Below are 25,235 nucleotides of genomic sequence, written 5' to 3' on the forward strand. Positions count from 1 at the left end.
GCATGATTGAAGTGAACCAGCTCCGCTTCAAATATCCCGGACATAAGGATTTTACGCTGAAAGGGCTAGATTTTCATATTCCGCAAGGTGAAATTTTCGGATTTCTCGGGCCGTCCGGAGCAGGAAAGAGCACGACACAGAAAATACTTATCGGCATGCTGAAGCGATATGAAGGCAGCGTGCGCATCATGGGGAAGCAGCTGAAGGATCATGGCCGCGATTATTATAATGCGATTGGCGTTGCGTTCGAATTCCCGAACTTTTACAGCCGATTCACGGCGTTGGAGAATTTGGACCTTTTCCGTTCACTGTATGATGTGAAGACCGAGGAGCCGAAGAAGCTTCTTGCCCGGGTGTCGCTTGAGGAGTACGGCCATGTGAAAGTGTCCGACTTCTCAAAAGGAATGAAGATGCGCCTCAATCTATGTCGGGCGCTGATGCATCGGCCGGATATTCTGTTTCTGGATGAACCGACATCAGGTCTCGATCCCGTAAATGCGAAGACCGTGAAGGATATCATTTTACAGCTAAAATCGTTGGGGAACACGATTATTATTACAACTCATAACATGAATGTCGCTGAGGAGATATGCGATAGAGTCGCTTTCATCGTAGATGGGGAAATCCGCTTGATTGATGCGCCGCGCGCGCTCAAAGTCCGGGAAGGAAAAAAAGCGGTGCGCCTCGAGTATAGAGAAGGTACAGCGCTGAGACAGGCCGACTATCAATTAGAGGGAATTGGCGACAACGAATCGTTCCTCCGGCTGCTGCGGAACGGTTCGATTGAGACGATACACACCCAAGAGGCTTCGCTGGATCAGCTTTTTATCCAAGTGACAGGGAGAACATTGACATGAATAATAAAGCTATCACTCTTCGGCCCCGGCTGCCTTATTCGGGTGTGCGTCGCTTCTTCAGCTCATGGAGACAGGATATGAAGCTCCAGTTCCGTCATCATTTTTACAGCGCCTATTTGCTAATCAGTATCGCTTACATCATTCTTCTGCGGATGCTGCCTGATACCTATCAAGCGAAGTTGAATGTGCTGCTGACGTTTTCTGATCCGAGCATGCTCGGGTTCTTCTTTATCGGCGGCCTCATCTTGCTTGAGAAAGGGCAGCATATTCATGACAACCTGTTCGTTACACCGCATTCGCCGGCATCCTATATCTGGTCGAAGACGATCTCGCTGACATGTCTGTCGCTGATAAGCAGCTTGTTCATCCATATGAGCACCTTCGGCTTCCATCAGCGTATCGGCGCGTTCATCGCGGGTGTCACACTGACGGCCGTCTTTTTTACTTTGGTCGGGTTGGGAGTTGCCGTTCGCTGCCATACGATTAACGGATTCTTCTTCTCATCCGTCATGTATTCTACCATCCTCGTGCTGCCCGTACTAGAAATACTGCAGGTCTACACAAGCAAGCTCTTTCTGCTCTTTCCGGCCACCGGATCACTGCTGCTGCTGACATCGGTTTTCGAGCCTATTTCAGGCGCAGATAGCGTTTACGCGGTATCCAGCTTACTCATCTGGATAGGGATTGCATTCTATTGGGCGTATAGCTCCTTGCAATCTAATATACTCGGTGATGCTAAAGGGGGAAGAGACGCATGAATCGAGCTGCACAGCTGTTGTTTAGTGATATGAAGCAGGTCAGACGCGATCCGATGCTTATTTTCATTACGATTGCCCCCTTATTGTTGGTGCTGGCGCTGAAATACGGAGTGCCGCTCGTCTCGGAACAGCTCGTTGCGCAGACGGGATTTGATGTAACGGCCCATTACGGAGTGATGTTCGGCACGTCATTATTGCTCATTCCTCTCGTCATCGGTGTGATGGCTGGCCTGCTGATGCTCGACGAAAGAGATGAGCAGCTCATCGCCTATTATGCGATCACCCCTCTCTCGCAGGAAGGGTATTTCATTCATCGGTTGACTCTACCGACGCTATTGTCCGGAATCTATATTTTGCTGGCATTTATTGTGGTTGATTTCTCAGCTTGGAGTGCTGGTCAGTATGGCTTCGCCTTTGTAATGCTGCTGCTGGAAGGGCCGATGATGGCCCTCTTGTTGACCTCGTTCGCCTCCAATAAAGTGGAAGGGCTGGCATGGTCTAAGCTAGGCGGATTGTTGATCTTTATCCCGGTGTTGGCCTATATGCTGCCAGAGCCATGGCGTTGGGGTGCAGCGGTGACACCGACCTATTGGGTTATTGAGCTATTTGTTCACAACCGGACCATGCAATGGAATGAGCCGGAACTTCTGCTCGCTGGCGGCATAGGACTGGGGATCCACCTTATCTTCATTACGGTTCTGTACCGTAAATATGCAAGAATGATAGCTTGATGATGCACCATTACCTAGCCGATAAGCGAGTCGGAGTGGGGGCGCTAACCATAAAAAAAGGAAACTGTAGAATCTAACGGTTCGGCAGTTTTTTTGCTATAAAGGAATATTTAAGTTTCGTGAATCGACAAAGTTAATTTCGTTACTACGAAAACAGTAACGGGATTCTATTACAATAGTCCTTATGTCCATTCTCCCATACGGTCAGGAAGGAAATAACGAGGGCAAGGCACATGTCGTTCAAGTACTCCATGATACGAAGCGGCCGATTATGATGGCAGCGCGCCAGAATCGTCATTGGGCATACCGCCGACTGATGGAAGGGGAGAGTGAAGCAAAGGGGTGGACCGAGCGCATCTCTTCCAGTCTGAACGCGCCGCTGCACGAACCTGACTCTAAGCGGGGGCTATCGTCAAAAGTAGAGTTTTCCTGCAAAAATATGTTGAAATCTGTTGTAATTTGATGGTTGTATAGTAATATGAAAATAGTTGATTTTTTCCAAGTATCTCGTGGAATAGGAGTGCAGCAACCTTTATGATAGGAACAGTTCAGCCAAAAGTGGTAGTGCTTGGCGGTGGAATCGCCGGAATGAGCGCTGCCCATGAATTAATGGAACGGGGGTTTCAGGTTTCTGTATATGAGTGGAGACAGATCCCAGGAGGTAAAGCTCGCAGCATGCCTGTTCCGAATTCGGGAGAGAATGGGCGCCACGATTTGCCGGGAGAGCATGGCTTCCGCTTCTTTCCGAAATTTTATAAACATATAACCGATACGATGAAGCGAATACCGTATAAGAGTAATAGACATAGCGTGTATCATAACCTTATTGAAGGGACTAATCTGGGACTGGCATTTTTCGATCGCCCGATGCAGCCCTTTCTGACTGAATTTCCACAATCGATCAGCGGTTGGAGAACGTTGCTCAAATCCCTTTTCGACAACAATCTAGAGCTTAGCGAGCAAGATATTGAACATTACGTATCTTGTCTATGGCAAGTGCTCACAAGTTGCGATGAAAGGCGACTGTTGGATTATCAACGAATCGCCTGGTGGGATTTCCTGCAAGCGGAGAAGCAGTCGGCGCAATTCCGTAAAATATTTACGGGCTTGACACGGATACTCGTAGCCGCCAGAGCGCAGGAAGCGAATGTGTGCACGGTCGGAACTGTCGGGGCGACCATCATGCTCGATATGGTGCTTCCGGGGGGAAGCGCAGACCGTTTATTGAACGGTCCGACCAATGATGTATGGCTCAATCCGTGGCTTGATCATCTGCGTGCAGGCGGAGTCGACTACCACCTCGGCGCGAAGGTTGAATACATACATTGCCGGCAGGGGCGCATCCAAGGAGTGACCATTACAGAGAATGGACGTACTGAGATGGTGACGGGAGATTATTATATTGCTGCGCTTCCGGTTGAAGTCATGGCTGGCTTATTGAATGAAGATTTAATTGAAGCGGATCCACTGCTGGGCGGGTTGACGGAGCTGGCAGAGAATGTCGAATGGATGAACGGCGTCCAGTTTTATTTGAAGGAAGACGTGCCGATTATCCATGGTCATGTCATCTATATGGACAGCCCGTGGGCGTTGACGTCGGTGTCACAGGCGCAATTTTGGCCGAACTTCGATTTAAGCAAATACGGGAATGGCGAAGTCAAGGGAATCATCTCCATCGATGTGTCAGACTGGAGAACTCCCGGCATCTTATATGGCAAGCCGGCCATGGAGTGTTCAAGAGAAGAAATTCGAGCCGAAGTGTGGGAACAGTTGAAGCGCAGTCTAAACCAAGGGAAGACGGTGTTGTCCGATCATATGGTGGTGACGTGGTATTTGGACGAAGATATTCAATTTCCGAATCCGCATGAAGCGATTAATATGGAGCCTTTGCTTGTGAATCACGTAAATACATGGAACTTGCGGCCCAATGCATATACGGCGATTCCCAACTTGTTTCTCGCGTCGGATTATGTGCGAACGAACACGGACTTGGCAACGATGGAAGGGGCGAATGAAGCGGCGAGACGGGCGGTGAATTGCATTATCCAGTTATCCGATATGGATGTGCCTCCTTGCAAAGTATGGGATATGTACGATTATCCATTGTTATCGGCTTGGCGTTCAAATGATCGTTCCCGCTTTCAGAAGGGACTGCCATGGAACGGGAAAATAATCGGTTGACGCCTTCATTTCTGCGTACCGTATCTTACCAGGAAAGGAACGGTCAACGTTGATTCAGTCCATCATAGCGTATGAATTCAAGGGACTGCTCTATATTATGAGCGCATGTCTCATGTTCCTTATTATTACCCCTCAATTCATGTTCGCCAATTATCGCCGCAAAATTTTATTTATTCTCATTCTTTTTGTGCTTACGTTTTTTTATACGCAATATGAAGATATCGATCCGCTTATATACGGTATTCATCTTACACCAGTGTCGCTTGCATTAGCGGCGCTGTTCGAAGGCTTTTTGCCGGGAATATTCACTTGGGCTGCATTTAATATTTGCACCATAGTTATGATGGATGATTTTGTGCCGACAGTCATCGGATCCACGCTGCTGCTCGTCTTGGGCCTCACATTCCATTACAAGCAGGTGCTGCGAAGCACGTACTGGCAAATTTGCCTCATTTCGATGACGCTCATTACGATTTATTTGCTCGGCTTTTTATCTGTGTTCGACGATTGGGATACAGTGAGTGGTACCGAAGTCGGGATTGCCGTTGTGGGCACCTACTTGTCTTCCATGTATGTGAGTTATATTTATAATCATGTCAAAAATCAAGAGAAAATGCGTGAAGAGCTCTTTAGCGCGGAAAAATACCAAGTCATCGGACAGCTGGCGGCATCCATTTCTCATGAGATTCGCAATCCATTAACGACGGCGCAAGGTTTTCTACAACTGATGAACAGGGATAATCTGACTCCAGCGCAACTCGAAACATATCGGAATTATGCCATATCGGGCATCGAGCAGGCGAACTCCATCATTACCGATTATTTAAACTATGCGAAGCCGGCAGTGGAGCTGGCACGCCCGATTCACATCCAAGAAGAGATTGACGGCATTATTCCGATGATGTCGCCGCTCTGCGTCATATCCAAGATTGAAGTAGTCATCAAGCATTTATCGAAGCAGCCGATTTATGTGATGGGCGAAGCGAAAAAATTCCAACAATGCCTGCTCAATATTATGAAAAATGCGGTGGAGTCGATGCCGGATGGCGGTGTGATGACAGTGACAACGTGGTCGGACAATGAAGGCGTTCATATCCATGTTAAGGATACTGGAGTCGGCATGAGCGATTATCAAATCAAGCGCATCGGCATGCCTTTCTACACGACGAAGGAGAAAGGAACCGGGCTTGGCTTGATGGTCGTCATCAGCCTCGTGAAGGCGATGAACGGCACTATATCCTATTACAGCCGTCCAGACGAAGGAACGACTTGCGTGCTGAAGTTCAAACAACTCTTATTGTAATACGATAACGAGCCCAGCCATGAATAATTGCAACTTATGGCTGGGCTTTGACGTTATAGGAATGTGGTATAATGTGGAATTGAAAATACGAATAAAGAAGGATATCGCATGGAGGATGACACTTTATTTTCTCTGTTCATCCTGACCGGGCTGTTGGCTATCTACATCTCAGGATACAATTTGACGATCGCTTGGCGTAAAAACATGCCTGTATGGAAGCGGGTTGTGTTGGTGCGTCCGAAAGTCGGCATTTGAATGAAGCATATGATACAAAAATAGGATTGGAGTCATCATAATGGATTCTATCGATACAGAACAGCCGATTTCACAATATATCGTGCGGACGCGCAAGAGATTCATCTTTGGATTTTCCGCTGTGATGGCAATCGCATGGCTGTTGCTGTTCTTTTTCAGCATGGATATTGAATTTTTGGGTACAGTTATCTTTTTCGCGTTGTTCGCACTCGTTTTTATCGTGTCTGTTATATGGGCGATCATCGACATCATCGTCGCTTTGGTGAAAAGAAGACCGCTTCGTTATTGGGCGCTCATACTCATTCCGATCGTGGCGCAGTTGGGCGCCGTCTATATCGCCTTAGAGTTTCCATTGCATCAGACTCGTGCGGCATTGGACGAGTGGATGTATCGCGAGCAGCGCCAGCAGGCTATCGAGCGCTTGACGCAAGGCGATTGGAGCACGGCTGGCTCAGATCGCGGCACGCTGCTGCAGCTTCCAGACGATCTTCGCCATCTCTCCCGCGGGGGCGGAGAAATCTTGGTCGTTCGGAATGGAGAATCGCTCCAAGTGTTATTCTTCACGATGCGCGGGCTTTTGGATAACTTTTCTGGCCTCGTATATGTGTCCGAAGGGGAGCCAGATGGGGAAAACCTCGGGACCAAAATTGTGAAGCAAAGGGAATTAGGCAAGCACTGGTTCTGGATTTCCGGGACATGACCAGACTTGGTTGAATCGAAATATGCATGCTGCTGCTGCGTAGTCTTCAGATGCAGAGGCGGGGGAAAGGCGGTATGAACGGATGAATTGGATAGTGTTAGCCGGGCTGTGCTGCCTTTTTATCATCGCGTTGTGGCAGAGGCCGAGGGAGAAGGAGATGCTCCTGCCCGCTCGATTATTTCTTTTTTTCATGATCGGTTCGTTTTCCTTTCGATTTATACCCGGGACGGATTCGTATTGGTTTCTTCCGCTTGGCTTCCTGCTCGGCTGGTGGTTTGTCGCCAAGCGCTCGAAGCACAATCAGATGAATAAGAAGATCGCGCTCCTCTTCGGGCTCGTCTATCTTATACTGATAGAGTCGATTCCGTTCACCACGTTCAGTGACATACGGGAACTGCGTACGGAGCAGCAGTACAAGCAGCAATTCCAAGACGTGACCGCCATGCATCGATTCGCGGAAAATGCTCCGTTTTTGGACGCCCTCGGACATGATATTCAACGGTTGCGCCTCGCGGATTCGAATCAGGACTATGCGGCCGAGCAGGATCCGATGATTCTGTTCCGCGCATGGGTGTTGAATCAGCGGGGGATTGACATTCCAAGCTATGAATGGCTGAACTTCGGGATAAGGGAGTCTTATCCGGAGTATTGGTTCCAATCTAAAAGGCCAGACCGATTGACGAATCAAGAATATATTACGTTCGGTGACGAGGGCTATTTTGGCTTGTTCAAGCGAAAAGATGAGCACAGTCCGTTCCGTATGGTGCTGGCGATCGAATTTCGCGGATTCGCGAACGGACGGCCCGGTTTATTTTCATGGTAAACTTTACAGCACAGCAGGAAACACACTCGCGTTGCCGCAAGGAATATGGCTGCCCGCCTGCGCGTTCGAGTACATGAGGATGGCATGAACAATGATGCTCAGGGACGCGTTTTGTGCCGCAGATGAATAAGCAAAAGGACATTCCTTGGCTGCTATGAGCATCGGAATGTCCTTGATGGAGCTTTTTGAACAACCTCTATAAACCGTGTACAACCGTTTCTTCGTCGTCTGTGCATATAAGCGGCGACAGCGGTTGAGCAGAATCATGCAGCACCCACAGCTCATGCAGGGCACGCGTACAACCGACATACAGCAGCTTGGCGTCAAGCGGATCGGATGGGTAATGGGCGGCGTCCGCATCCATCAACAGGACGGCGTCGAACTCCAGCCCTTTTGAAAGATAGATCGGGAGCACCGATATGCCGCCCTCGTACTGCTGCTCATTACCGTCAATAAGGTGGATATCCCTATCCGAGCAATGCAAGCTCAATCTCGCATGCAATGCTCGGGCTTCTTCCGCTGTACGAGTGAGCAGCGCTATTGTGTTGTAGCCGCTGCTTCCGAATTGCGCAAGCGCTTGGGCAAGCAGGTCTGGCTGCTGCTCCGGGGGGTCCGAGACGATCCGGACCTTCTGCCCGCTGCGGAATACCGGAATCGCCAGCATGTCGGTGCGGACGCCCCGCTCAAGCACGACATTCGCGAAATGGATAATCTCCATCGTGGAGCGGTAGCTTCGCGTTAAAGCAAAATAATCGGTCGCTTCAAGCTCGAACAGGTCACGCATTTCCGACCAATCGTGTATGCCGGCATACGCATGGATGCCCTGAGACAAATCGCCCAAGATCGTGAACGAATGATTTCTGGCGAACCCGTCGAGAACGGCTATCTGGAGCGGCGAGAAATCCTGGGCTTCATCGATGACGATATGATCGTAACGGTAATCGCCCGGTATGCCGTGCAGGCGGATGTGCAAATAGAGCAGTGCCGCCAAATCTTCGTTCCTGACGGTGTTCTTTTTCAAGTAAGCGGACGTTTCCTTGCAGAGCTTGGCCGGAATCACCGTTTGAGCCTCTTGAGTGACGTTGCGCTTCGGATCGAATAGCGTCTTGTATAATGCCAGCGCATCGAAGGCAGCCCATTTCTTCATATACGCCTTCATCCGCGGGGTTGACAGTTTCTTCTTTGCCTTATGCTGCTCCTTGGAGCGCTCTTGCTTCAGCTCCATCTCAATCCAGCGTTGAATCCGTGCCACGACGCGTTCTTTGCGCTTCGCCAGCTCATAGGAACGATACTCCTCATGGTACCACACGGAGATCGTATCGTAGCTTAATACCGCTCCGTCCCATGGACTAAAATCCATCACAGGTACGGCTTCTCGCTCCATACGGGTCAACTGGTCATCCATGTAAGTCTTGAAGGCAAGCGAGCCTTTGAAGCGGCCGGATGCCTGATTATCGAGCATGGGGCGGTTGTTCAACGATCCGTACCACAACTCGATCTGTTCCATCGGCGAAGCAAGCTGTACCGTATGCTCTAGCCCCGTCACTTCAAGCGCCCATTCCGGGAACGTGCGCTGTTGGATATTTCCGACGCCGAGCTCGGGAAGAACGTCGGATATATAATCGAGAAACATGCGGTTCGGTGCGAAAATCATCATTTTTTCCGCCCGAATTTGCTCTTGGTATTGATACAACAGGAAGGCTAGACGGTGCAGCGCAACGGTCGTCTTGCCGCTCCCCGCCACCCCTTGAATGAATAGCGCCATATTTTTCGGCGCGCGGATGATCCGATCCTGCTCTGCCTGAATGGTTGAGACGATATCGCGCAGGCGGTTATCTTTGTTCTCACCTAGGCGGTAGACGAGGAATTCGTCTGTCACATGGCCCTCACCTTCGGACCGATTGTACGTATCCACGACCCGCTGCAGCACCTGACCGCGAATGACAAGGTTGCGCTTCAGATGGACGTGGCCCTCGACAGCGCCTTCAGGCGCTTCGAACGTTACGGAGTCGACTCCGCCAGAGAAGGAGTAGAACAGGCTCGCAATCGGTGCCCGCCAATCGACGACGAGCGGGTAGGCATCGGCCTGGCCCAGTTCGACCTCGCAGTCGACGCCGTGCTTCCCGACATAGAGAGCGGAAGGCGCTGGTTGGCCTATCTCTTCAAAATCAAGGCGGCCGAAGTAAGGCTCCTTCAAAGCCCGCTTCAGCCGCTGTCGACGCAGTTCGCGTGTATCTTCCATTACTTGCTCAGTAAAATCATGCCCTGTATAGACCGGAATCTGCACTAGCCGTCGGTATTGACGATCGATTTCTTCCATCGTATCCCGCAGCCGGAGCTCCTCTTCTTGATAGGCACTTTGAAACGTATCGCTCACTTTCAGTTGCCTCCTAAGAATCATATTTAACAATTCAACTCATCTTTTACACTAGCTCAACTAAACAATCAAACGGCTGAATGACATTCCAAATAAACAGTCTAAATAAACGACGCAACAAAGATGACACTTGACATTCCATACTTCTGTGCAAAAATGGAAAAAGGAATGATAACTATATCATAACCTGTCAGGAATAGCAATGAACAAAGAGGTGCCCGTATGCTACCAGTGCGCAAGTCCTTGCAGCCAATACCGCGTTCCAAGCTTCGCCTTGTCTGCGGTCGATTGGCCTACACGATGCTGCGAATCTGATGGTTTTTAATCCGACTGGGGAGCCGTTTCAGTTAGAGTTAACGCTGACCGGGGATACGCTTGCGGGTGCATGGCACTCGGCGAATCCTGCGTGGTATACGTACGAAATATATGAGCGCGAGCACTCCATTCGGCAGGATCATTGGGGAGGGTGTGTGCGGCATAATATACTGTACCGCACAGCATTCAATGCCGATGGAGAATGCTGTGCTGACAAATATGTGACAGAGAATCACGCGCTCATGATGTACGCTCCCTTGCTCGAGGCAGATGCATCGGCGCATCGTCATGGCGGGGCAGGGGCAAGCAAGCAGCCATTCGTGTGATGACAGTGAGGTGATGGCGGTTTTGTCGAGGGTGAGGCGGTAATGTATTTAGACACAGCAAGACAGGGTACGTTGTTGCGGCCGCTGTCCGTATTCATTGCTTTTTCTATTGGATTTTGTCCAACGTAACCGGGTGCATGGGCTGATTGTGAGACGTTTCATTGGAAATTGTCCAACGGATTCTTCCCTTTATCAGTTGTGAAGTCGGAATCTGTCTAATTTGAATGGATGTTTTCCAATAGAATGAAGAGTTAACGTATGAAGTGGGCTGTTCTGTTGGATGCTTTCCAATGGATGTTGCGTGTTCGCCGCCTTACGTGTAATTGGAAAGCGTCCTTGCGCTGTTCAAAGCAGCTCAGAGGCTCATTTTGCAAATGTTCATAGGCAAAGGACTAACCCTTCATAATGTGACTACTGAAGCACTATAAAAGCTATAAAAATACGCTGAAGTCTGTAAAATGTGACTATAAAAGACTGATTTTTCTTGCCAGAAGTTGAGTAATATGTAGTAACAGCTATCAGCTAGCAGGGAGGAATGAAAGATGATAGAACATAGGCAAGAAGCGGACTTTAACAAGAAAAAAACGAAGAAAAGCCGTAATGCTCGCTCCGTCGGGCTGTGTGCTGCATTGGCACTTATGGTGGGTCTGCTGAGCGGCTGTGTGCCTGGAGACGGCTCTTACACGCAGGCGGATCCGGCGGGATTTTTCTGGGGCATCTGGCATGGCTGGATCGCGCCGGTTTCGCTCATCATTGGAGCTTTCAACGGAGACATTCGCGTGTATGAGGCGAACAATACGGGCTGGTGGTACGACCTCGGATTCTACTTAGCCATATTGGGCGGCTTCGGCGGGTTGTCGCTTAGCCGCAAGAAGCGGCGCGACGATTAGGAATGCATGATTAAGTGTCATAGTGACGGGAGAGGGGCTTCGCTTCGATAGATGCGGGGGCCCCTCTTTTATTTGTTGGCCCTATGTCCGCAACATCTTAATGAGATCACCGAAACGTCGATTCGCAATGTGGTTCCGATGATTCTGACTGCATGCTCATTCAATATTACAAAAACGAAAGGTTAACGTAAGGTATACCAATGGCTCCGATTTCCATTAAGGATTACAGTGTTGATATAAAGATTACACCGAAGGAGCGTGCGTATTACCGATGTTAGAAGTCCGGAACGTATCGAAAGTATATGAAGGCAAAGTAGCTTATCAAGCGCTATCGAATTTGAATTTGACCGTGCAGAAGGGGGAATTCGTCGGCGTCATGGGACCGTCTGGCAGCGGGAAGACGACCTTGCTCAATGTCGTCTCTACCATTGACAAGCCTTCATCGGGCGAGGTGTTCATTGGCGGGCAGCAGACTCATAAATTGAGCAAGCGTCAGTTGGCGTTGTTCCGCCGCCGGGAGCTCGGATTCGTCTTTCAGGATTTTAATCTGTTGCAGACGTTGACGGTAAAAGAGAACATTATCTTCCCGCTCACGCTAGAAAATGTCAGCATCAAAGAGCAGGACGAACGAGTAAACCGGATTGCCGATAAGCTCGGCATCACTCATATCCTCAACAAGCGCACTTATGAAATATCAGGAGGACAATGTCAGCGTACAGCCATCGCACGGGCCATCATCCATGAGCCGAAGCTGATATTGGCGGATGAGCCGACCGGCAACCTTGATTCGAAATCGGCAAAAGATGTGTTGGAGACCCTTCAGAGGCTGAACAAGGAAGAAGAAGCAACGATGATGATGGTTACGCATGATGCCCAGGCGGCTAGCTACTGCGATCGCGTCATCTTTATTAAGGACGGTTCGTTATACCGAGAGATTCACCGGTCGAATGGCCGTGAAGTGTTCTTCCAGGAAATCATGAACGTATTGTCGGTAATAGGAGGAACGGAAGATGAATTTTCGGCAGTTCGCGTTTAAAAACGTATTTCGCAACAAACGGCTGTATGCAGGCTATTTCTTCAGCTGCGCCTTCTCGGTCATGATTTTCTTCGTCTATTCGATGCTGGCTTTTCACCCCGAATTGAGCTTTCAAGGTCAGGGCAATTACGGAAAAGGCGCGCAGACAGGAATGGATGTGGCGCAATATATTATTTATGTGTTCACGTTTTTCTTTATCTTGTATTCCATGAGCGTCTTCCTGAAGTCGCGCAAAAAGGAATTCGGCATCTGCATTATGCAGGGGATGTCTGATATGCAGCTGAGACGGCTCGTCTTCTTGGAAAATATCATCATCGGATTGACAGCGACTGTATCAGGGATTGCGATCGGACTCTTACTGTCCAAAGGGATGCTGATGCTGGGATCTTCGGTGTTGTCGCTTGAAAAATCGCTGTCCTTCTACATGCCGGTAAAGGCGATCTGGCTATCCTTTGCCGCATTCACGCTGCTATTCTTATTTATCTCGTTGTTCACTGCAACGATTCTGCGCAGCAGTTCGCTGATCGATCTGTTGAAAGGAACGGCCAAGCCGAAGCCCGAGCCGAAAGCTTCGCGCGTGCTGGCCATTTTGGCAGCTGTGCTGCTCATCATCGGTTACGCTATCGCATTTGTCGTCAGAGGGATTCTCGTCCTGTTCGCGTTGCTCCCCGTGGCGATTATCGTCAGCGTAGGGACGTACTTCCTGTTTACGCAGCTGAGCGTGTACATCATCAATAAGCTGAAAAACAAAAAGAAGCTGTACCGCAGCAGCACGAACATGATTACACTGTCTGATTTGGCGTACCGCATGAAAGACAACGCACGGATGTTCTTCCTGGTGGCCATTATCTCTACCGTCGCCTTCACAGCCATCGGCACGCTGGTGGGGATGAAGTCGATGTTTACGAACATGATATCGTCATCAACACCTCCGCTAAAGTATGAGTCGTATGCAGATAATAAGCAGGCGGCGGAACATGCCGCGCTGATCGAACAAGCGCTAGCGAAGAGAAATATCAGCTTCGAGCTACTTGTCATCAAAGAGAAGAACGTGACCGATACCGGGACGAACAAAGACTTCATCTTCATTAAAGCATCTGACTATAACCGCATAATGAAGGAAGACGTTGCTCTAGGCCAGGACGAAGCGCGCTTGTTCTATCGCAAAGACATAGATATGGGCTACGATAGAGGTATCAGCAAGGGGCAGGAGACATCCTTGACGCTTGAGGGCGGCCGTAAACTCGCTGTCACAGAGAACGGCGAGATGCCGGCTCCGCTGCTGCAGAGCGTAGGAGGATCCAGCGTCGCGGTCGTATCCGATGAAGTATTCCAAGAGCTGCCTGGGTCCAAGCACGACTCTACCATGTATGTATACGATGTCGCAGATTGGCAGCAGACGCTGGCAGTATCCAAACAATTGATGACGGAATTGAAAGGGAACGGAGAGCATTACCGCTTTTCTTCACGTGCATATGAATTGAACGACATTAATCAGGGCTTCGGTCAAATCCTGTTGACAGGGCTGTTCATCGGCGCAGTGTTCTTCGTCGCCGCAGGAAGCTTTCTATACTTCCGTCTGTACGCAGATCTGGACAACGATCGCATTCAGTACCGCGCTATCAGCAAGCTCGGGTTGACAGAAGGTGAATTGTCCAAGATTGTATCCACCCAGATCGGATTGCTGTTCTTCGTGCCGATTATCGTCGCCGTCATTCACGGTGCAGTCGCCTTGAACACACTCCAGAATACGTTCAGTACGAATTTGGTATTGGAATCGTCGCTCGTCTTGGGGGCTTTCCTAGTCATTCAGATCATCTATTTCGTATTTATTCGCGCCAATTATGTGAAAAAGTTGAAAGACGTAATGTAACGATATGCATCGAAATGCATAACTTGTCTGAAATAAGGAGCAAGCCGGATACCGGCCTGCTCCTTATTTGCTGTGAGCTCACGGATATTGCATACCTCGTATCCGATGATAGACCCATGCGGTTCTGGTTGAAGGATGCTGCCATTGCATAGATTAATGGGGCTTGGTGATACACAATAAGCGGAATGCTTCGAACTCATTCCGCTTTAATTGTGCTTGTGTCCATTCTTTCGTCAGTGCGGGGAGTGCGAGGAGCTGGTTGATCATCGATGCTGATGGCGTATTTGCTCAAATGCTCCCGCCATTCGCTATTCAACGGGGCATTCGTAATGAGCTTATGAAAGGCGTCATAGCCCGCAATTTTGGCGAGGCCAATTCTGTCGCATTTGGACTGATCCGCTACAAGGAAGCTATGTTTGGCATTTTGTATCATCATTTTGCGTATTTCCGCTTCATTCTCATTCGTATCCGTCACCCCGTGCCGCATATCCATACCAGAGCAGGAGATGAACGCTTTGTCAGCCAAATACAAAGACATCGCTTTGGCGGCCGCATGTCCCGAATAAGATAAAGAATGATGCCGCAACGTGCCTCCGGTACATATTAACTTCAGATGATCGGCATCGGACAGCTCCGTAATTACTTTGAGAGAGTTCGTAATGACGGTCAAATGTTTAAGCGTTTTTACTGACCTGGCAATATGAAGCGAGGTTGTACTGGAATCGAGCATAATCGTGTCTCCGTTTTTGACAAGCCGCGCGCATTTGGAGCCTATCCACATTTTCTCGGCCAAATAAAAGTCTTCCCGCACCCATATCGGAAGATCGGTAATAAGGTCATCTTCCAGAAAAGCGCCGCCGTGCGTCCGTTGCAGCAGCCCTTCTCTTTCCAGACGGTCCAAGTCTCTGCGAATGGTTTCCTCAGATACGCGGAAATTCCTGCTTAGTTCGGCAACCAACACTCTGCCATCACGGTGCAAGTGCTGCATGATGCCTTTCCGGCGTTCAATCGCTAACAACGCAATCACACATCCTTATTGTTTCGTTAATGACATCGCTTGTTCGTGGTGACCTCTATTATATCGGAAAATTTTGGCGAATTCACTAGATCATTATCGAGAACATTTTATTCGAACGCATCTTTTCAAATGGGACAGAAAGGAGTAGACTGAGATGGAATTCATTATGAAATCGCATTCATACTGTAATGATCAAAGGAGTTGAAGCTCTCAATGTCTTCGATGCAATCCCAGCCCCGCCTTGTCTTTCCGGTAATTAGCGACGTGCATATCGCGCCGACAGGAGAAGAGTGCATTCATAAGTTCGAGCGTGCGCTGCAGCAATTGAATGCGCGCGCACCGCAGCAGGATGCCTTCGTCATTGTAGGGGACCTGACGAACAACGGAACGGTGGAAGAGTATGAACGTCATATGAAGACCTTCCAACAGCACAAGCTGCCTGAGGCAGAGGCGCTCATTGCAATCGGGAACCATGATTATTGGAACGGCCTGCCTCCTGCAGAAGCCCAAGCTCGCTTTCTTGAAATGACGGGCATGGAGTCGATATATTATCATCGTGTCATTCAGGGGCATCATTTCATTGTCTTGGCTACGGAAGATACGATGACGCATGGATACTTCTCGCTCGAACAGATTGAATGGCTGAGCAAGCAACTGGCAGAAGCGGCCGCTGATGCTCCGGCGCAGCCGATCTTCGTGTTCCTTCACCAGCACCTGAAGGATACGGTATACGGCAGTAAGGAGTGGGGGATTCAAGAGAACATCGAAGCGCTGATGAACGCGCTGAAGCCTTATCCGCAAGTCATCACGTTCTCCGGGCATTCGCATTATCCATTGAACGATCCGCGCAGCATTCACCAGGAGTGTTTCACTTCAATTGGTACCGCTTCCCTAAGCTATATGGAAGTGGAGAGCGGGAAGCTGCAAGGGAATCTTCCACCTGGTCACCGCGAATTCAGTCAAGGCTGTCTAGTTGAGGTGTATGAGGACAAAGTCGTTATTACGCGCATGGATTTCTTGAATGAACGGGAAATCGGAGAGGCCTGGATGGTCAGGGTTCCTGCGGATAAAGCATCATTTATTTATACGAATGAACGAGATGCTGAAAAGCCTACTTTCCCGCAGCACGCGGGTATCGTTGTCGATGAGGAGCATACGGCGCCGAATTCTGTACGCATATCGTTTGATCAAGCGGTTGATGACGAGCTGGTTCATTCCTATCGCATTCAAGTGAAGCGTACAGATGGAAATGAAGAGGTGCAGTATTTGGCTTATTCCGAGTATTACAACTATCCGCTTGTGGATAGAGTGAGTGTAACGTTGCCAGATTTGCAGCCGAACCAAGGGTACGAGCTTGAAATACATGCCATCGATGCATTCCAAAATGTTAGCGATCACGGCCTGAAGGCAGCGTTCCGTACGAGGCCTGTTCCGACGTCCGTCTAGGTCAGCGGACGCACGCACGGAACTGGTCTGTATAAGTCGTGTGGCAGAAATGAGAGAATAAATAATTGCGGCTAGTGCCCCTTTTGCGAATCGGGGGTTGCTAGCCGCATTTTATTTTGCCATGTTTCCTGTTTGGTTAATCAGTTGGCATTAAACTCCATGGAAAAGTATCATTTTTCGTTGATTGTTCATATATCAGTTTAACCGCTTTAATCTTACAATGAAGGTACACGAAAAGATAAACAGACAAATGGGAGGAGAGGGAAGAGTGGCCATGTATAGAGAGAGAAGAAACAGAAGAGTATGGAATGAAAAAGGTAACCGTTTTTATAATGATTACGGTACAGATTATGATTACGGTACAGATACGGTGTAAGGCGTTATATGGAACTTCTATCAATGAACAAGTATAGATAAGGAGGGTCAACTGATGGCGCGATTAACAGTCAGCCCTGATGCAGAGAGTGGGATGAGCCTTGGTAATCCCAAGAAAAGGAAGAACAACTTCACTCGATTTTTCGGACAAATAGATTTGCAGTTGATGGTCATACCCGCTTTAATACTTATATTTGTATTTAGCTATATTCCGATGTACGGTGTTCTGATCGCGTTTCAGGACTACAAAATCGGCAGCGGCAGCTTCCTGAGCAGCCCTTGGGTCGGACTGAAGCACTTCAAGGCCTTCTTCGACTCACCCGATTTCAATGTCGTTATGCGCAATACAATTGTCATCAGCTTTTTGAAACTCATCATCGGTTTTCCCGCGCCGATCATACTGGCGCTCATGTTGAATGAAGTCCGCAAAATCGTGTTCAAGCGAGTCGTGCAAACGATTACCTATTTGCCGCACTTCATGTCATGGGTTATCGTCGGCGGCATGGTCAGCACGATGCTTGCGACGGATAACGGCAGCATTAACATGCTGCTCGAGAAGCTGAGGGTCATCGACGACCCGATTAACTTCTTGTCTATGTCCGAATATTTCTGGAATATTCTGATAACAACCAACGTCTGGAAAGAAATCGGGTTCGGTTCCATCGTATACTTGGCTGCCATTGCGGGTATCGACCCGCATATGTATGAAGCCGCTTCCATGGACGGAGCGAACCGCTTCAAACAAATATACTTGATAACGCTTCCGAGCATCATGCCGGTTGTTACTATCTTCCTCATATTGGCTATAGGCAACCTGTTGAGCGCAGGCTTCGAAGACATTCTCATTCTTGCCTCGAATCCGGCGTTGAGGGATGTGTCCGACGTTATTGATACGTACGTCATACGAGTCGGTATTAATAATTACCGATATTCCTATGCGACCGCCGTTGGTTTGTTCAAGGCTGTCATCAGCGTCGGCTTGCTCACGATAGCCAACTACGTAGCTAGAAGAGCAGGTAACAGCCTGTGGTAGTTAGGACACATTTAGAGGGGGTGCATGTCGGTGGTGCGTGAAAGCTTCGGCGATCGGTGTTTGACCGTTTTCATTTATGCGTTTCTTACAATTCTTGCCTTTTCAACTTTTTATCCGTTCTGGAATGCCATCGTCATCTCATTTAACGAAGGTATGGATACGACCAGAGGCGGAGTTACCTTTTGGCCGCGGGAGTTTACGTTAGAGAACTACTCTATCGTCTTCAAGGATGAACGATTGATGAACGGCTTTGTCATCTCCGTTCTGCGTACGATAATCGGTACCATATCCGCCATATTGGCGACGGCCATATTCTCATACGGCATGTCGAAAAAGGAGCTAATGGGACGCAAGTATTATATGATTATGTGCGTCTTTACGATGTATTTTACCGGCGGGCTCATTCCGTCTTTCCTGCTTATTCGCAGTCTCGGATTGATGAACTCGTTCTGGGTGTTTATCATCCCTTCGCTCATTGGCGTGTGGAACATGATTATTTTCCGAACGTTCTTCCGGGGGCTTCCAGCAGGCCTGGAGGAATCCGCTAAGATTGACGGCTGTGGCAACTGGGGAACGCTGTTCCGCATCGTGCTGCCGCTGTCGGGGCCCGTGGTCGCGACGCTATCGCTGTTCACGGCGGTTGCGCACTGGAACGAATGGTTTACGGCGAGCATTTACATTTCGAAGGAGGAATTGCTCCCGATTCAGACCATTCTGAAGCAAATTCTTGCTTCTAATATCGTATCCGAGCAGACAGCCGGCATGGATTCCGCGGCTCTGGCACGCATGCAGCAGGCGAAGACCGTCACGAGCAAGTCGCTCTCCATGGCGACGATGATGGTGGCGACAATACCTATCGTCATGGTGTATCCTTTCGTTCAGAAGTATTTCGTTAAAGGGGTACTCGTCGGATCCTTGAAGGAGTAGACGAATCTGGATTGGCCCGATAACGCGTTTAGAGCAATTTGCTTTAAACATAAAATTAAGTGTTGAAAGGGGAAAACAGCGAGATGAAGAATAGGAGAAAGCTGTTCGTTAGTGTCATGTCTGTGTTGATGGTTCTATCTTTGCTTGTCGGTTGCAGCGGCAATAGCGGAACGAATGCGGAGCCGCCGAAGGAGGAGCCGAATGCTGGACAGACCGAGGAGAAGCAGGGAGGGGGACAAGCCTCTCAGCTGTATGAGCTAGGCAAAGAGCCGCTCGAGTTCACGTTGTTCGGCAACTACGACTGGTACACGATGCCGCCGTGGGGAAAAGACGAGACGACCGCCTGGATTAAAGAGAACAAGAAAGTAACCATCAAAGAGATTCCGAACGGCGGCAATAACGTGCAGAAGCTCAACACAATGATAGCTTCCGGCGAGCTGCCGGATGTCATCTGGGGCGAGCGTGGCGCCGATGTGGAACGGCTGCGCGAAGCGGGCATGCTTGTAGCGCTGGATGATTACGTCGATAAATATCCGAACCTGAAAAAGTGGCTGGATTCCAAGGCGCTGAACATGCTGCGCTCTCCGGATGGGAAATTGTATCAATTCCCGAACTGGTATACGAACCGTCCAAACGGCAATGCTGGCTGGGTCGTGAACAAAAAAATCTATACGGAGCTCGGTTCGCCTAAATTAGAAACGACCGACGATCTGTACACTTATTTGAAAATGGTAAAAGAGAAATACCCAGATGTCATCCCATTTGAGACGGACTTGGCAAAAGATGGCCACGGTCTCGATCAGCTGTACTCCGCCTTCAAGGAGAACAATCTAAGCTTCACGCGATATTTCGCGGTGCCAGATGGCGATAAGATGAAGTCGATCTACAAGGATGAAGGGTTCCGCGAATCGGTCGTCTTCGCGGCAAAGCTGTTCCGCGAGAAGTTGATTACACAAGATGCGATGACGCAAACTCAAGACCAAGTCAAGGAAAAAATGATGAACGGGCGCGTTGCGGTTTATGCATCTTCCAATCCGACGGTCAATGGAATGCAGGCGCATTCCGAATTGACGAAGAAGGATCCGGATGCCGGATATTTCATGGTGTGGCCAATTCATAAGGAAGGTCTGGACAAAAACAAGATCTATCCAGGCACGTACAACAAGCTTGGCTGGAACGCGGCCGTCATTACGACGAGCGCAAAAAATCCGGAAGCAATCTTCGCTTTCCTCGACTGGTATACGGGGTCTGAAGGGATGACTCTTCAGATGTGGGGACTGGAAGGCGAGTATTGGAAAGGGTTTGAAGCTGATGGAATTACACCGAAGTTTACGGAAAAATATACGACTGACAAGGAAGGACTTGCAAAATACCAATCTAAAATGGATCCGCTCATGTGGGTAGGCAATACGGTCTATGTTGATGATATTAAAGGTAAATTCGAAGCGATGCTTCCAGAGAATGAACGAAATTGGTCCACTTACTGGCAATATGAGATTACATGGAAGACACAGGGCGATTCGACCGAATTCATTAATTTGAATCCACTGCCGGAGACGGAAGAAGGCATCGTTCATCAGCGCGTTAAAGATACATGGTTGAAGGCGCGGGCGCAAGCATTGTACGCGAAGTCAGACCAAGAGGCTCTAGACATTCTGGATAAGGCGCATGAAGATTCCATGGCGGCAGGCTTCCAGCAGGTGCTCGACTTCTACGCGACGAGATGGCATGAGAACTTAAAGATTATTAACGGTTAATTTTTATGCTATAAGATGTACACTGCGAGGGGACCCACTGACGGGGATCCCCTCGTTTTGTGTGTAAGAGCATCAGACGTACAAGCATGTAACCGATTTAACTTTTCAAGTGGCTGCGGTAGAGGGTATACTTGCAATATAGTTGTAAATATTCGACATCAGCGGATCGTGATAATATGTCACAGGAGGAGTCTGCATACATGTACAAAGTACTGCTGGCGGATGATGAGATGCTCGATTTGGAAGGGATGAAGCAGTTCATTCCTTGGTCTGAGCTCGGTCTTGAAGTGGTGGGTGCGGTTAACAACGGCTTTTCGGCCTGTGAAGTAATGGAACAGCAGTCTATCGATATTTTAGTGACGGATGTAAATATGCCGAATATGTCCGGTCTGGAGCTTGCACGGCGAGCCATCGATAAGAGATCAGATGTTCGGATTATTTTTGTAAGCGGTTACCAGGATTTCCATTACGTGAAGCAAGCGCTTTCCCTGAAAGCATGCAGTTATGTGTTGAAGCCTATGGATGATGATGAATTGGTAGCCTCTCTTCATAAAGTCATTCAAGAACTGGATGAGGAGAAACGGCGGCGGGAAACAGAAGAAGATTATCAGCATATGATTCCGCTGGCGAAGAACGACCTGCTCATCCGTATCTTTGAAGGAGATCTGTCGTGGTATCGGTCCGGGGGCTCCATGAGGCTGGCCTCTTCCTATGGATTGGATGCGTTGAAGTGGCCGATTCGAGTGGCCGTGATGGAGCTGGATGATGCGGTGTGGCTGCAGCCGGGCAGCAGCGAAGCGGCGCACCAGGACATGTGCGCCGCATTTCTGTATGAAATCCGCGAGATCAGTCTCCGGCATGGCATGCCCCATTGCTGCAAGCTGTCGCGGCAGCGTCTGGCCATCGTGATGCATGATGACGGCGTTCGCGATTGCATCGACGAGATGTATAATTCGATGAATTCAAAATTATCCCTTTCCATGACGATTGGCTTGGGCAAGCCGATACAAAGCTTGGACCAAGTGCATATTTCGTATAAACAGGCTCTGGAAGCGCTGGACGGCAAAATGTTCCTCGGCAGAGGCAATCTTATCGACTACGAAGATGTTAAACGCGCACCGGAGCTGAAGGATGCAAGAACGCTCGATATCCGCTTGGACGCGTTGTTCAAGGCGATGTCTCAATATGAGCTGGTGAGCATTCACGACGAGATAGAGAATCTGTTCCAGTCGGTGTGCTCGCTGCGTTCGAAATTTACGATCCATAATTTGGCGATGTATATGGTGTGGAAGCTGGATCAATATCTGGATTCCACCGATGAAAATTTGTTCGACATGTTGGGCATGGAGCTGCATAATCTTGATATTTTGCTGCAATTCGAGACGGTTGGAGATATTCGTTCATGGCTCATTCGCAAAGTGTTCGAAATTTCCGAGATGCTGCATGAAAAAGAAAGATCCAAAAACAGCAAGCTCATCCGGGAAATTTTGAAGACCGTGAAGGAACGCTCGCATGAGAACATTACGTTGAAAGACATTTCTCATCAATTTTCATTTTCGCCGAACTATTTGGGACATATGTTCAAGGAAGAGGTGGGCAAGACCTTCAGTGAGATGCTCATCCAAATCAGAATGGAGCGGGCGTGCGACCTGCTCAAGGATCAGACGCTCAAAATTTACGAAGTTGCCAATCAAGTGGGATATCGGTACATCCCGTATTTTAGCAGACAGTTCAAGGAAACCTTCGGTATGACGCCTATGGAATTCCGCAAACGAGAGTTGTGACGGAGGACAAATCATGTCAATGCGTATACAAGCAAAAAAACCGAAATATTTGCCGTTCGGCTATAAGCTGATGCTTACCTATATGGTTTTTATTATCATTCCGGTCATTGCCATCGGATATTTTTCGCATTCCATGTATCAGGATTCCATCCGCAAGCAGACAAGGTCGAACATTCAGGGCACTCTGCTGCAAATTCGGGATAATATCCAGTATAAAATGGAGGACGTTCAGCGCGTATCGTCCATGCTCTATTTCGACTACTCGCTCGTTACACAGCTGCGCAGCTATGAGGAAGGCTGGGAGAGCTATGAGCGGACGACAAAAATTGTGACGCCAAAGTTCAATATTGCGCTTAATGCGACCGGCTTGGACTTAGCGATGTACTTGTTTCTGGCCAACGATACGCTGCCTGAAATCTATCATGGTTCATTTACGAACGAAAATCCAGAAAAACTGGAACGAAATTATAATCTATACCATTTAAAACGTATTACGGACAAACCATGGTACCAAAATTATCCTATAGAGCAATACGGTCAGACGATGCGTTGGCAGCAGGTGGAACGGGACGGGGACTTCGGCCGCATTTCTTTGCTGCGCCGGCTGGTGGACAGCAAAGTACCCCTCCGATTGAAGGAGATCGGATTTATCCGGCTGAGCGTTCGCATTCAGGAGCTGTTTCAAAGCGTCGATTACCGAAAGATCGATAAAGGCAGCGTTTTGGCCATTAAGGATGAACAGGGGAACATTCTGTACCAGTCGGGTGTCCTGCCGAACGGTCTTAATGCTGAGAATATTCCGGAGAGCCATTATCTGACGATTAAGGAAACGATGAGCCAACCGGCTTGGGAATTGGTTGCTTACGTGCCTACGACCATTATGGAACGTGATTCGATGAAGGTTCGCATGTTCATTATTGGAATCTGTCTGTTGTGCGGGATCGTTTTTACGTTTGCGGGTATTTTTATTTCCAGATATTTCTCCATCCGCATGACGAAGATCGTATCCGTCCTTAACGCCTTCCGTGAAGGGGATCTTCACAAGCGCATGACCTACAAGGGCAAAGATGAATTCTCGCAAATTGCGGTGGCGCTCAATGAGATGGGGCAAAATATAGGCGATCTGATTCAAGAAGTATATATGACGCAAATTCAGAAAAAGGAAGCGGAGCTGGAATCGCTGCAAGCGCAGATCAATCCGCATTTTCTATATAATACGCTCTCGTCCATAAGCCGCTTGGCCAAGTTCGGCGAGACGGATAAACTGCACCGCATGGTGATGGATTTGGCTAAATTTTATCGGTTGGCGTTGAATGACGGGCAGATGATTATTTCAGTACATAAAGAGCTTGAGCAAGCAAAGGCCTATATCGATATTCAAAAAATTAAATATGGGGACCGGATGGAAGTCATGTTCGATATCGATCCGGACATCTTATCATTTCGTACGGTTAAGCTTGTGCTGCAACCATTTATTGAGAACGTGCTGGAGCATGCGTGGTGCGGAGACCAGATTCACATTCGGGTTGTCGGCAAAAAGGAAAGGAATGAAATTGTGTTTCGCATCATTGACGACGGGGTAGGTACGACTGCGGAGCGTATCCGTCAAATATTTGATATGCGTGATCATGTAAATGCGGGCTACGGGATTCGCAATGTTGATCAGCGAATTAAGCTGCATTATGGAGCACAGTATGGGATAAGCATCTTCAGCCGCTTGGGCGTCGGCACTTCGGTAACGATTCGAATTCCGGCAAAGCGTAATTAATTTCCCACCAAGTACCAGACATCCTGTATAATAGACAAATATGCATTTTGTTCTGGAATGGAGGGAAAGGATTGAATACGAGGTCATTGGCCTATGTGGCTGTTCGACTGTTGGCGCTATACTTCTTCATTACTTCCATCGTTCAATTATCGAATGTGGCGCAAGTTAGCCTGCCACCGCTCTTATACAATAAAGAAGCATTGTCTCATGATATGAATCAGAATGTAATACTCATCGTGATGATGCTGCTTCCGGCTGTCGTCATGCTGCTTGCCGCTTGCGTCTTATGGTGGTCGGCCTACCGTATTTCAGGCGCGTTATCCCCGTCAGGGATGAATGAGACCGCCTTTTTGATACGGGAAGCAGAACGGGACGACGAGCCAGTGCCGCTCCGCACGAAGACTCATGCGCTTGCTCCGCTTACGAAGCCGTTGCTGCAGATCGCACTGGGCATATCCGGAATTATTTTGTTGGTGTTGAGCATTCCTGAGTTCATTCATATGATTGTGACGCTGTCTTATGTGGATACGGGAATGTACCCGGATCAGATGCAGCGAGAGTTCAATGCAAGCTTCCTGCAAATTATCGTGAAGCTGTTGCTTGGCTTCTGTCTCGCGATAAGTGCAGGCGGAATCACACGGTTTATTACGCGCTCTCATACGACGTAGCTTCGACTATGGACAGCATAAGAAGACGAGCAAC

Annotated in this window: 22 protein-coding genes; 20 read left to right on the forward strand and 2 right to left on the reverse strand. The window is 48.8% G+C overall.

The window, feature by feature from the left end; genetic code table 11:
• Window positions 1-2: 2 nt before the first annotated feature.
• The 9 genes from M3650_RS16360 (at window position 3) to M3650_RS16400 (ending at window position 7,608) form a co-directional block, all read left to right on the forward strand.
• The gene (locus M3650_RS16360) at window positions 3-857 is read left to right on the forward strand and encodes an ABC transporter ATP-binding protein (RefSeq protein WP_251576334.1); all 855 of its coding nucleotides are present in this window, start codon (window positions 3-5) and stop codon (window positions 855-857) included.
• Window positions 854-1,615: a fluoroquinolone export ABC transporter permease subunit gene (locus M3650_RS16365; protein WP_251576336.1), complete on the forward strand. Its 762-nt coding sequence runs from the start codon at window positions 854-856 to the stop codon at window positions 1,613-1,615. The genes M3650_RS16360 and M3650_RS16365 overlap by 4 nt, the downstream gene beginning before the upstream one ends.
• The gene (locus M3650_RS16370) at window positions 1,612-2,346 is read left to right on the forward strand and encodes an ABC transporter permease (protein ID WP_251576338.1); all 735 of its coding nucleotides are present in this window, start codon (window positions 1,612-1,614) and stop codon (window positions 2,344-2,346) included. Before M3650_RS16365 ends, M3650_RS16370 begins: the two co-directional genes overlap by 4 nt.
• A gap of 184 nt (window positions 2,347-2,530) precedes the next feature.
• The gene (locus tag M3650_RS16375) at window positions 2,531-2,809 is read left to right on the forward strand and encodes a hypothetical protein (RefSeq protein WP_251576340.1); all 279 of its coding nucleotides are present in this window, start codon (window positions 2,531-2,533) and stop codon (window positions 2,807-2,809) included.
• Between the two features lie 71 nt (window positions 2,810-2,880).
• Entirely contained in the window at window positions 2,881-4,527 is a 1,647-nt protein-coding gene (locus M3650_RS16380; RefSeq protein WP_251576342.1) for a hydroxysqualene dehydroxylase, read from the forward strand.
• A gap of 49 nt (window positions 4,528-4,576) precedes the next feature.
• Complete coding sequence (locus M3650_RS16385; RefSeq protein ID WP_251576344.1) at window positions 4,577-5,830, forward strand: sensor histidine kinase; 1,254 nt, start codon at window positions 4,577-4,579, stop codon at window positions 5,828-5,830.
• Between the two features lie 108 nt (window positions 5,831-5,938).
• Complete coding sequence (locus tag M3650_RS16390; RefSeq protein ID WP_251576346.1) at window positions 5,939-6,085, forward strand: hypothetical protein; 147 nt, start codon at window positions 5,939-5,941, stop codon at window positions 6,083-6,085.
• A 40-nt stretch (window positions 6,086-6,125) separates the two neighbouring features.
• The gene (locus tag M3650_RS16395; RefSeq protein ID WP_251576348.1) at window positions 6,126-6,785 is read left to right on the forward strand and encodes a hypothetical protein; all 660 of its coding nucleotides are present in this window, start codon (window positions 6,126-6,128) and stop codon (window positions 6,783-6,785) included.
• Window positions 6,786-6,867: 82 nt separating this feature from the next.
• A complete protein-coding gene (locus M3650_RS16400; protein ID WP_251576349.1) occupies window positions 6,868-7,608 on the forward strand; it encodes a hypothetical protein in 741 nt (246 codons plus the stop codon).
• A 196-nt stretch (window positions 7,609-7,804) separates the two neighbouring features.
• Here the strand turns inward: M3650_RS16400 and M3650_RS16405 are convergent, their stop codons facing one another.
• Window positions 7,805-9,985, reverse strand: coding sequence for a HelD family protein (locus M3650_RS16405; protein WP_251576351.1), 2,181 nt, complete (start codon window positions 9,983-9,985; stop codon window positions 7,805-7,807).
• A 314-nt stretch (window positions 9,986-10,299) separates the two neighbouring features.
• Here M3650_RS16405 and M3650_RS16410 point away from each other — a divergent pair, with 314 nt between their 5' ends.
• From M3650_RS16410 to M3650_RS16425, 4 genes are all read left to right on the forward strand, one after another.
• Window positions 10,300-10,626: a hypothetical protein gene (locus tag M3650_RS16410; RefSeq protein WP_251576353.1), complete on the forward strand. Its 327-nt coding sequence runs from the start codon at window positions 10,300-10,302 to the stop codon at window positions 10,624-10,626.
• 542 nt (window positions 10,627-11,168) lie between these two features.
• Window positions 11,169-11,516, forward strand: a complete 348-nt coding sequence (locus M3650_RS16415; RefSeq protein ID WP_251576355.1) for a hypothetical protein — start codon at window positions 11,169-11,171, stop codon at window positions 11,514-11,516.
• A 271-nt stretch (window positions 11,517-11,787) separates the two neighbouring features.
• On the forward strand, window positions 11,788-12,552 hold the full coding sequence (locus tag M3650_RS16420; RefSeq protein ID WP_251576356.1) for an ABC transporter ATP-binding protein: 765 nt from the start codon (window positions 11,788-11,790) through the stop codon (window positions 12,550-12,552).
• Window positions 12,527-14,425: an FtsX-like permease family protein gene (locus M3650_RS16425; RefSeq protein WP_251576358.1), complete on the forward strand. Its 1,899-nt coding sequence runs from the start codon at window positions 12,527-12,529 to the stop codon at window positions 14,423-14,425. The genes M3650_RS16420 and M3650_RS16425 overlap by 26 nt, the downstream gene beginning before the upstream one ends.
• 196 nt (window positions 14,426-14,621) lie before the next feature.
• Here the strand turns inward: M3650_RS16425 and M3650_RS16430 are convergent, their stop codons facing one another.
• On the reverse strand, window positions 14,622-15,452 hold the full coding sequence (locus M3650_RS16430) for a DeoR/GlpR family DNA-binding transcription regulator (RefSeq protein ID WP_251576360.1): 831 nt from the start codon (window positions 15,450-15,452) through the stop codon (window positions 14,622-14,624).
• 204 nt (window positions 15,453-15,656) lie between these two features.
• On the opposite strand from M3650_RS16430, the gene M3650_RS16435 reads away from it, so the two are divergent.
• The 7 genes from M3650_RS16435 to M3650_RS16465 all read left to right on the forward strand — a co-directional run bounded on the left by M3650_RS16435 (window position 15,657) and on the right by M3650_RS16465 (window position 25,201).
• Window positions 15,657-16,889: a metallophosphoesterase gene (locus M3650_RS16435; RefSeq protein ID WP_251576362.1), complete on the forward strand. Its 1,233-nt coding sequence runs from the start codon at window positions 15,657-15,659 to the stop codon at window positions 16,887-16,889.
• 430 nt (window positions 16,890-17,319) lie between these two features.
• Window positions 17,320-18,297 carry an ABC transporter permease gene (locus M3650_RS16440; protein ID WP_251576364.1) on the forward strand — a complete coding sequence of 326 codons (978 nt, stop codon included), beginning with the start codon at window positions 17,320-17,322 and terminating at the stop codon, window positions 18,295-18,297.
• A gap of 30 nt (window positions 18,298-18,327) precedes the next feature.
• Window positions 18,328-19,224 carry a carbohydrate ABC transporter permease gene (locus M3650_RS16445; RefSeq protein WP_233697214.1) on the forward strand — a complete coding sequence of 299 codons (897 nt, stop codon included), beginning with the start codon at window positions 18,328-18,330 and terminating at the stop codon, window positions 19,222-19,224.
• 83 nt (window positions 19,225-19,307) lie between these two features.
• Window positions 19,308-20,981, forward strand: coding sequence for an extracellular solute-binding protein (locus tag M3650_RS16450; RefSeq protein WP_251576365.1), 1,674 nt, complete (start codon window positions 19,308-19,310; stop codon window positions 20,979-20,981).
• 200 nt (window positions 20,982-21,181) lie between these two features.
• Entirely contained in the window at window positions 21,182-22,765 is a 1,584-nt protein-coding gene (locus M3650_RS16455; RefSeq protein WP_251576367.1) for a response regulator, read from the forward strand.
• 13 nt (window positions 22,766-22,778) lie between these two features.
• A complete protein-coding gene (locus tag M3650_RS16460) occupies window positions 22,779-24,533 on the forward strand; it encodes a sensor histidine kinase (protein ID WP_251576369.1) in 1,755 nt (584 codons plus the stop codon).
• Between the two features lie 71 nt (window positions 24,534-24,604).
• Entirely contained in the window at window positions 24,605-25,201 is a 597-nt protein-coding gene (locus M3650_RS16465) for a hypothetical protein (RefSeq protein WP_251576371.1), read from the forward strand.
• Window positions 25,202-25,235: the final 34 nt, after the last annotated feature.

It is taken from the genome of Paenibacillus sp. MER TA 81-3 (genome assembly GCF_023713585.1).
Classification (GTDB): Bacteria; Bacillota; Bacilli; order Paenibacillales; family Paenibacillaceae; genus Paenibacillus_B; species Paenibacillus_B profundus.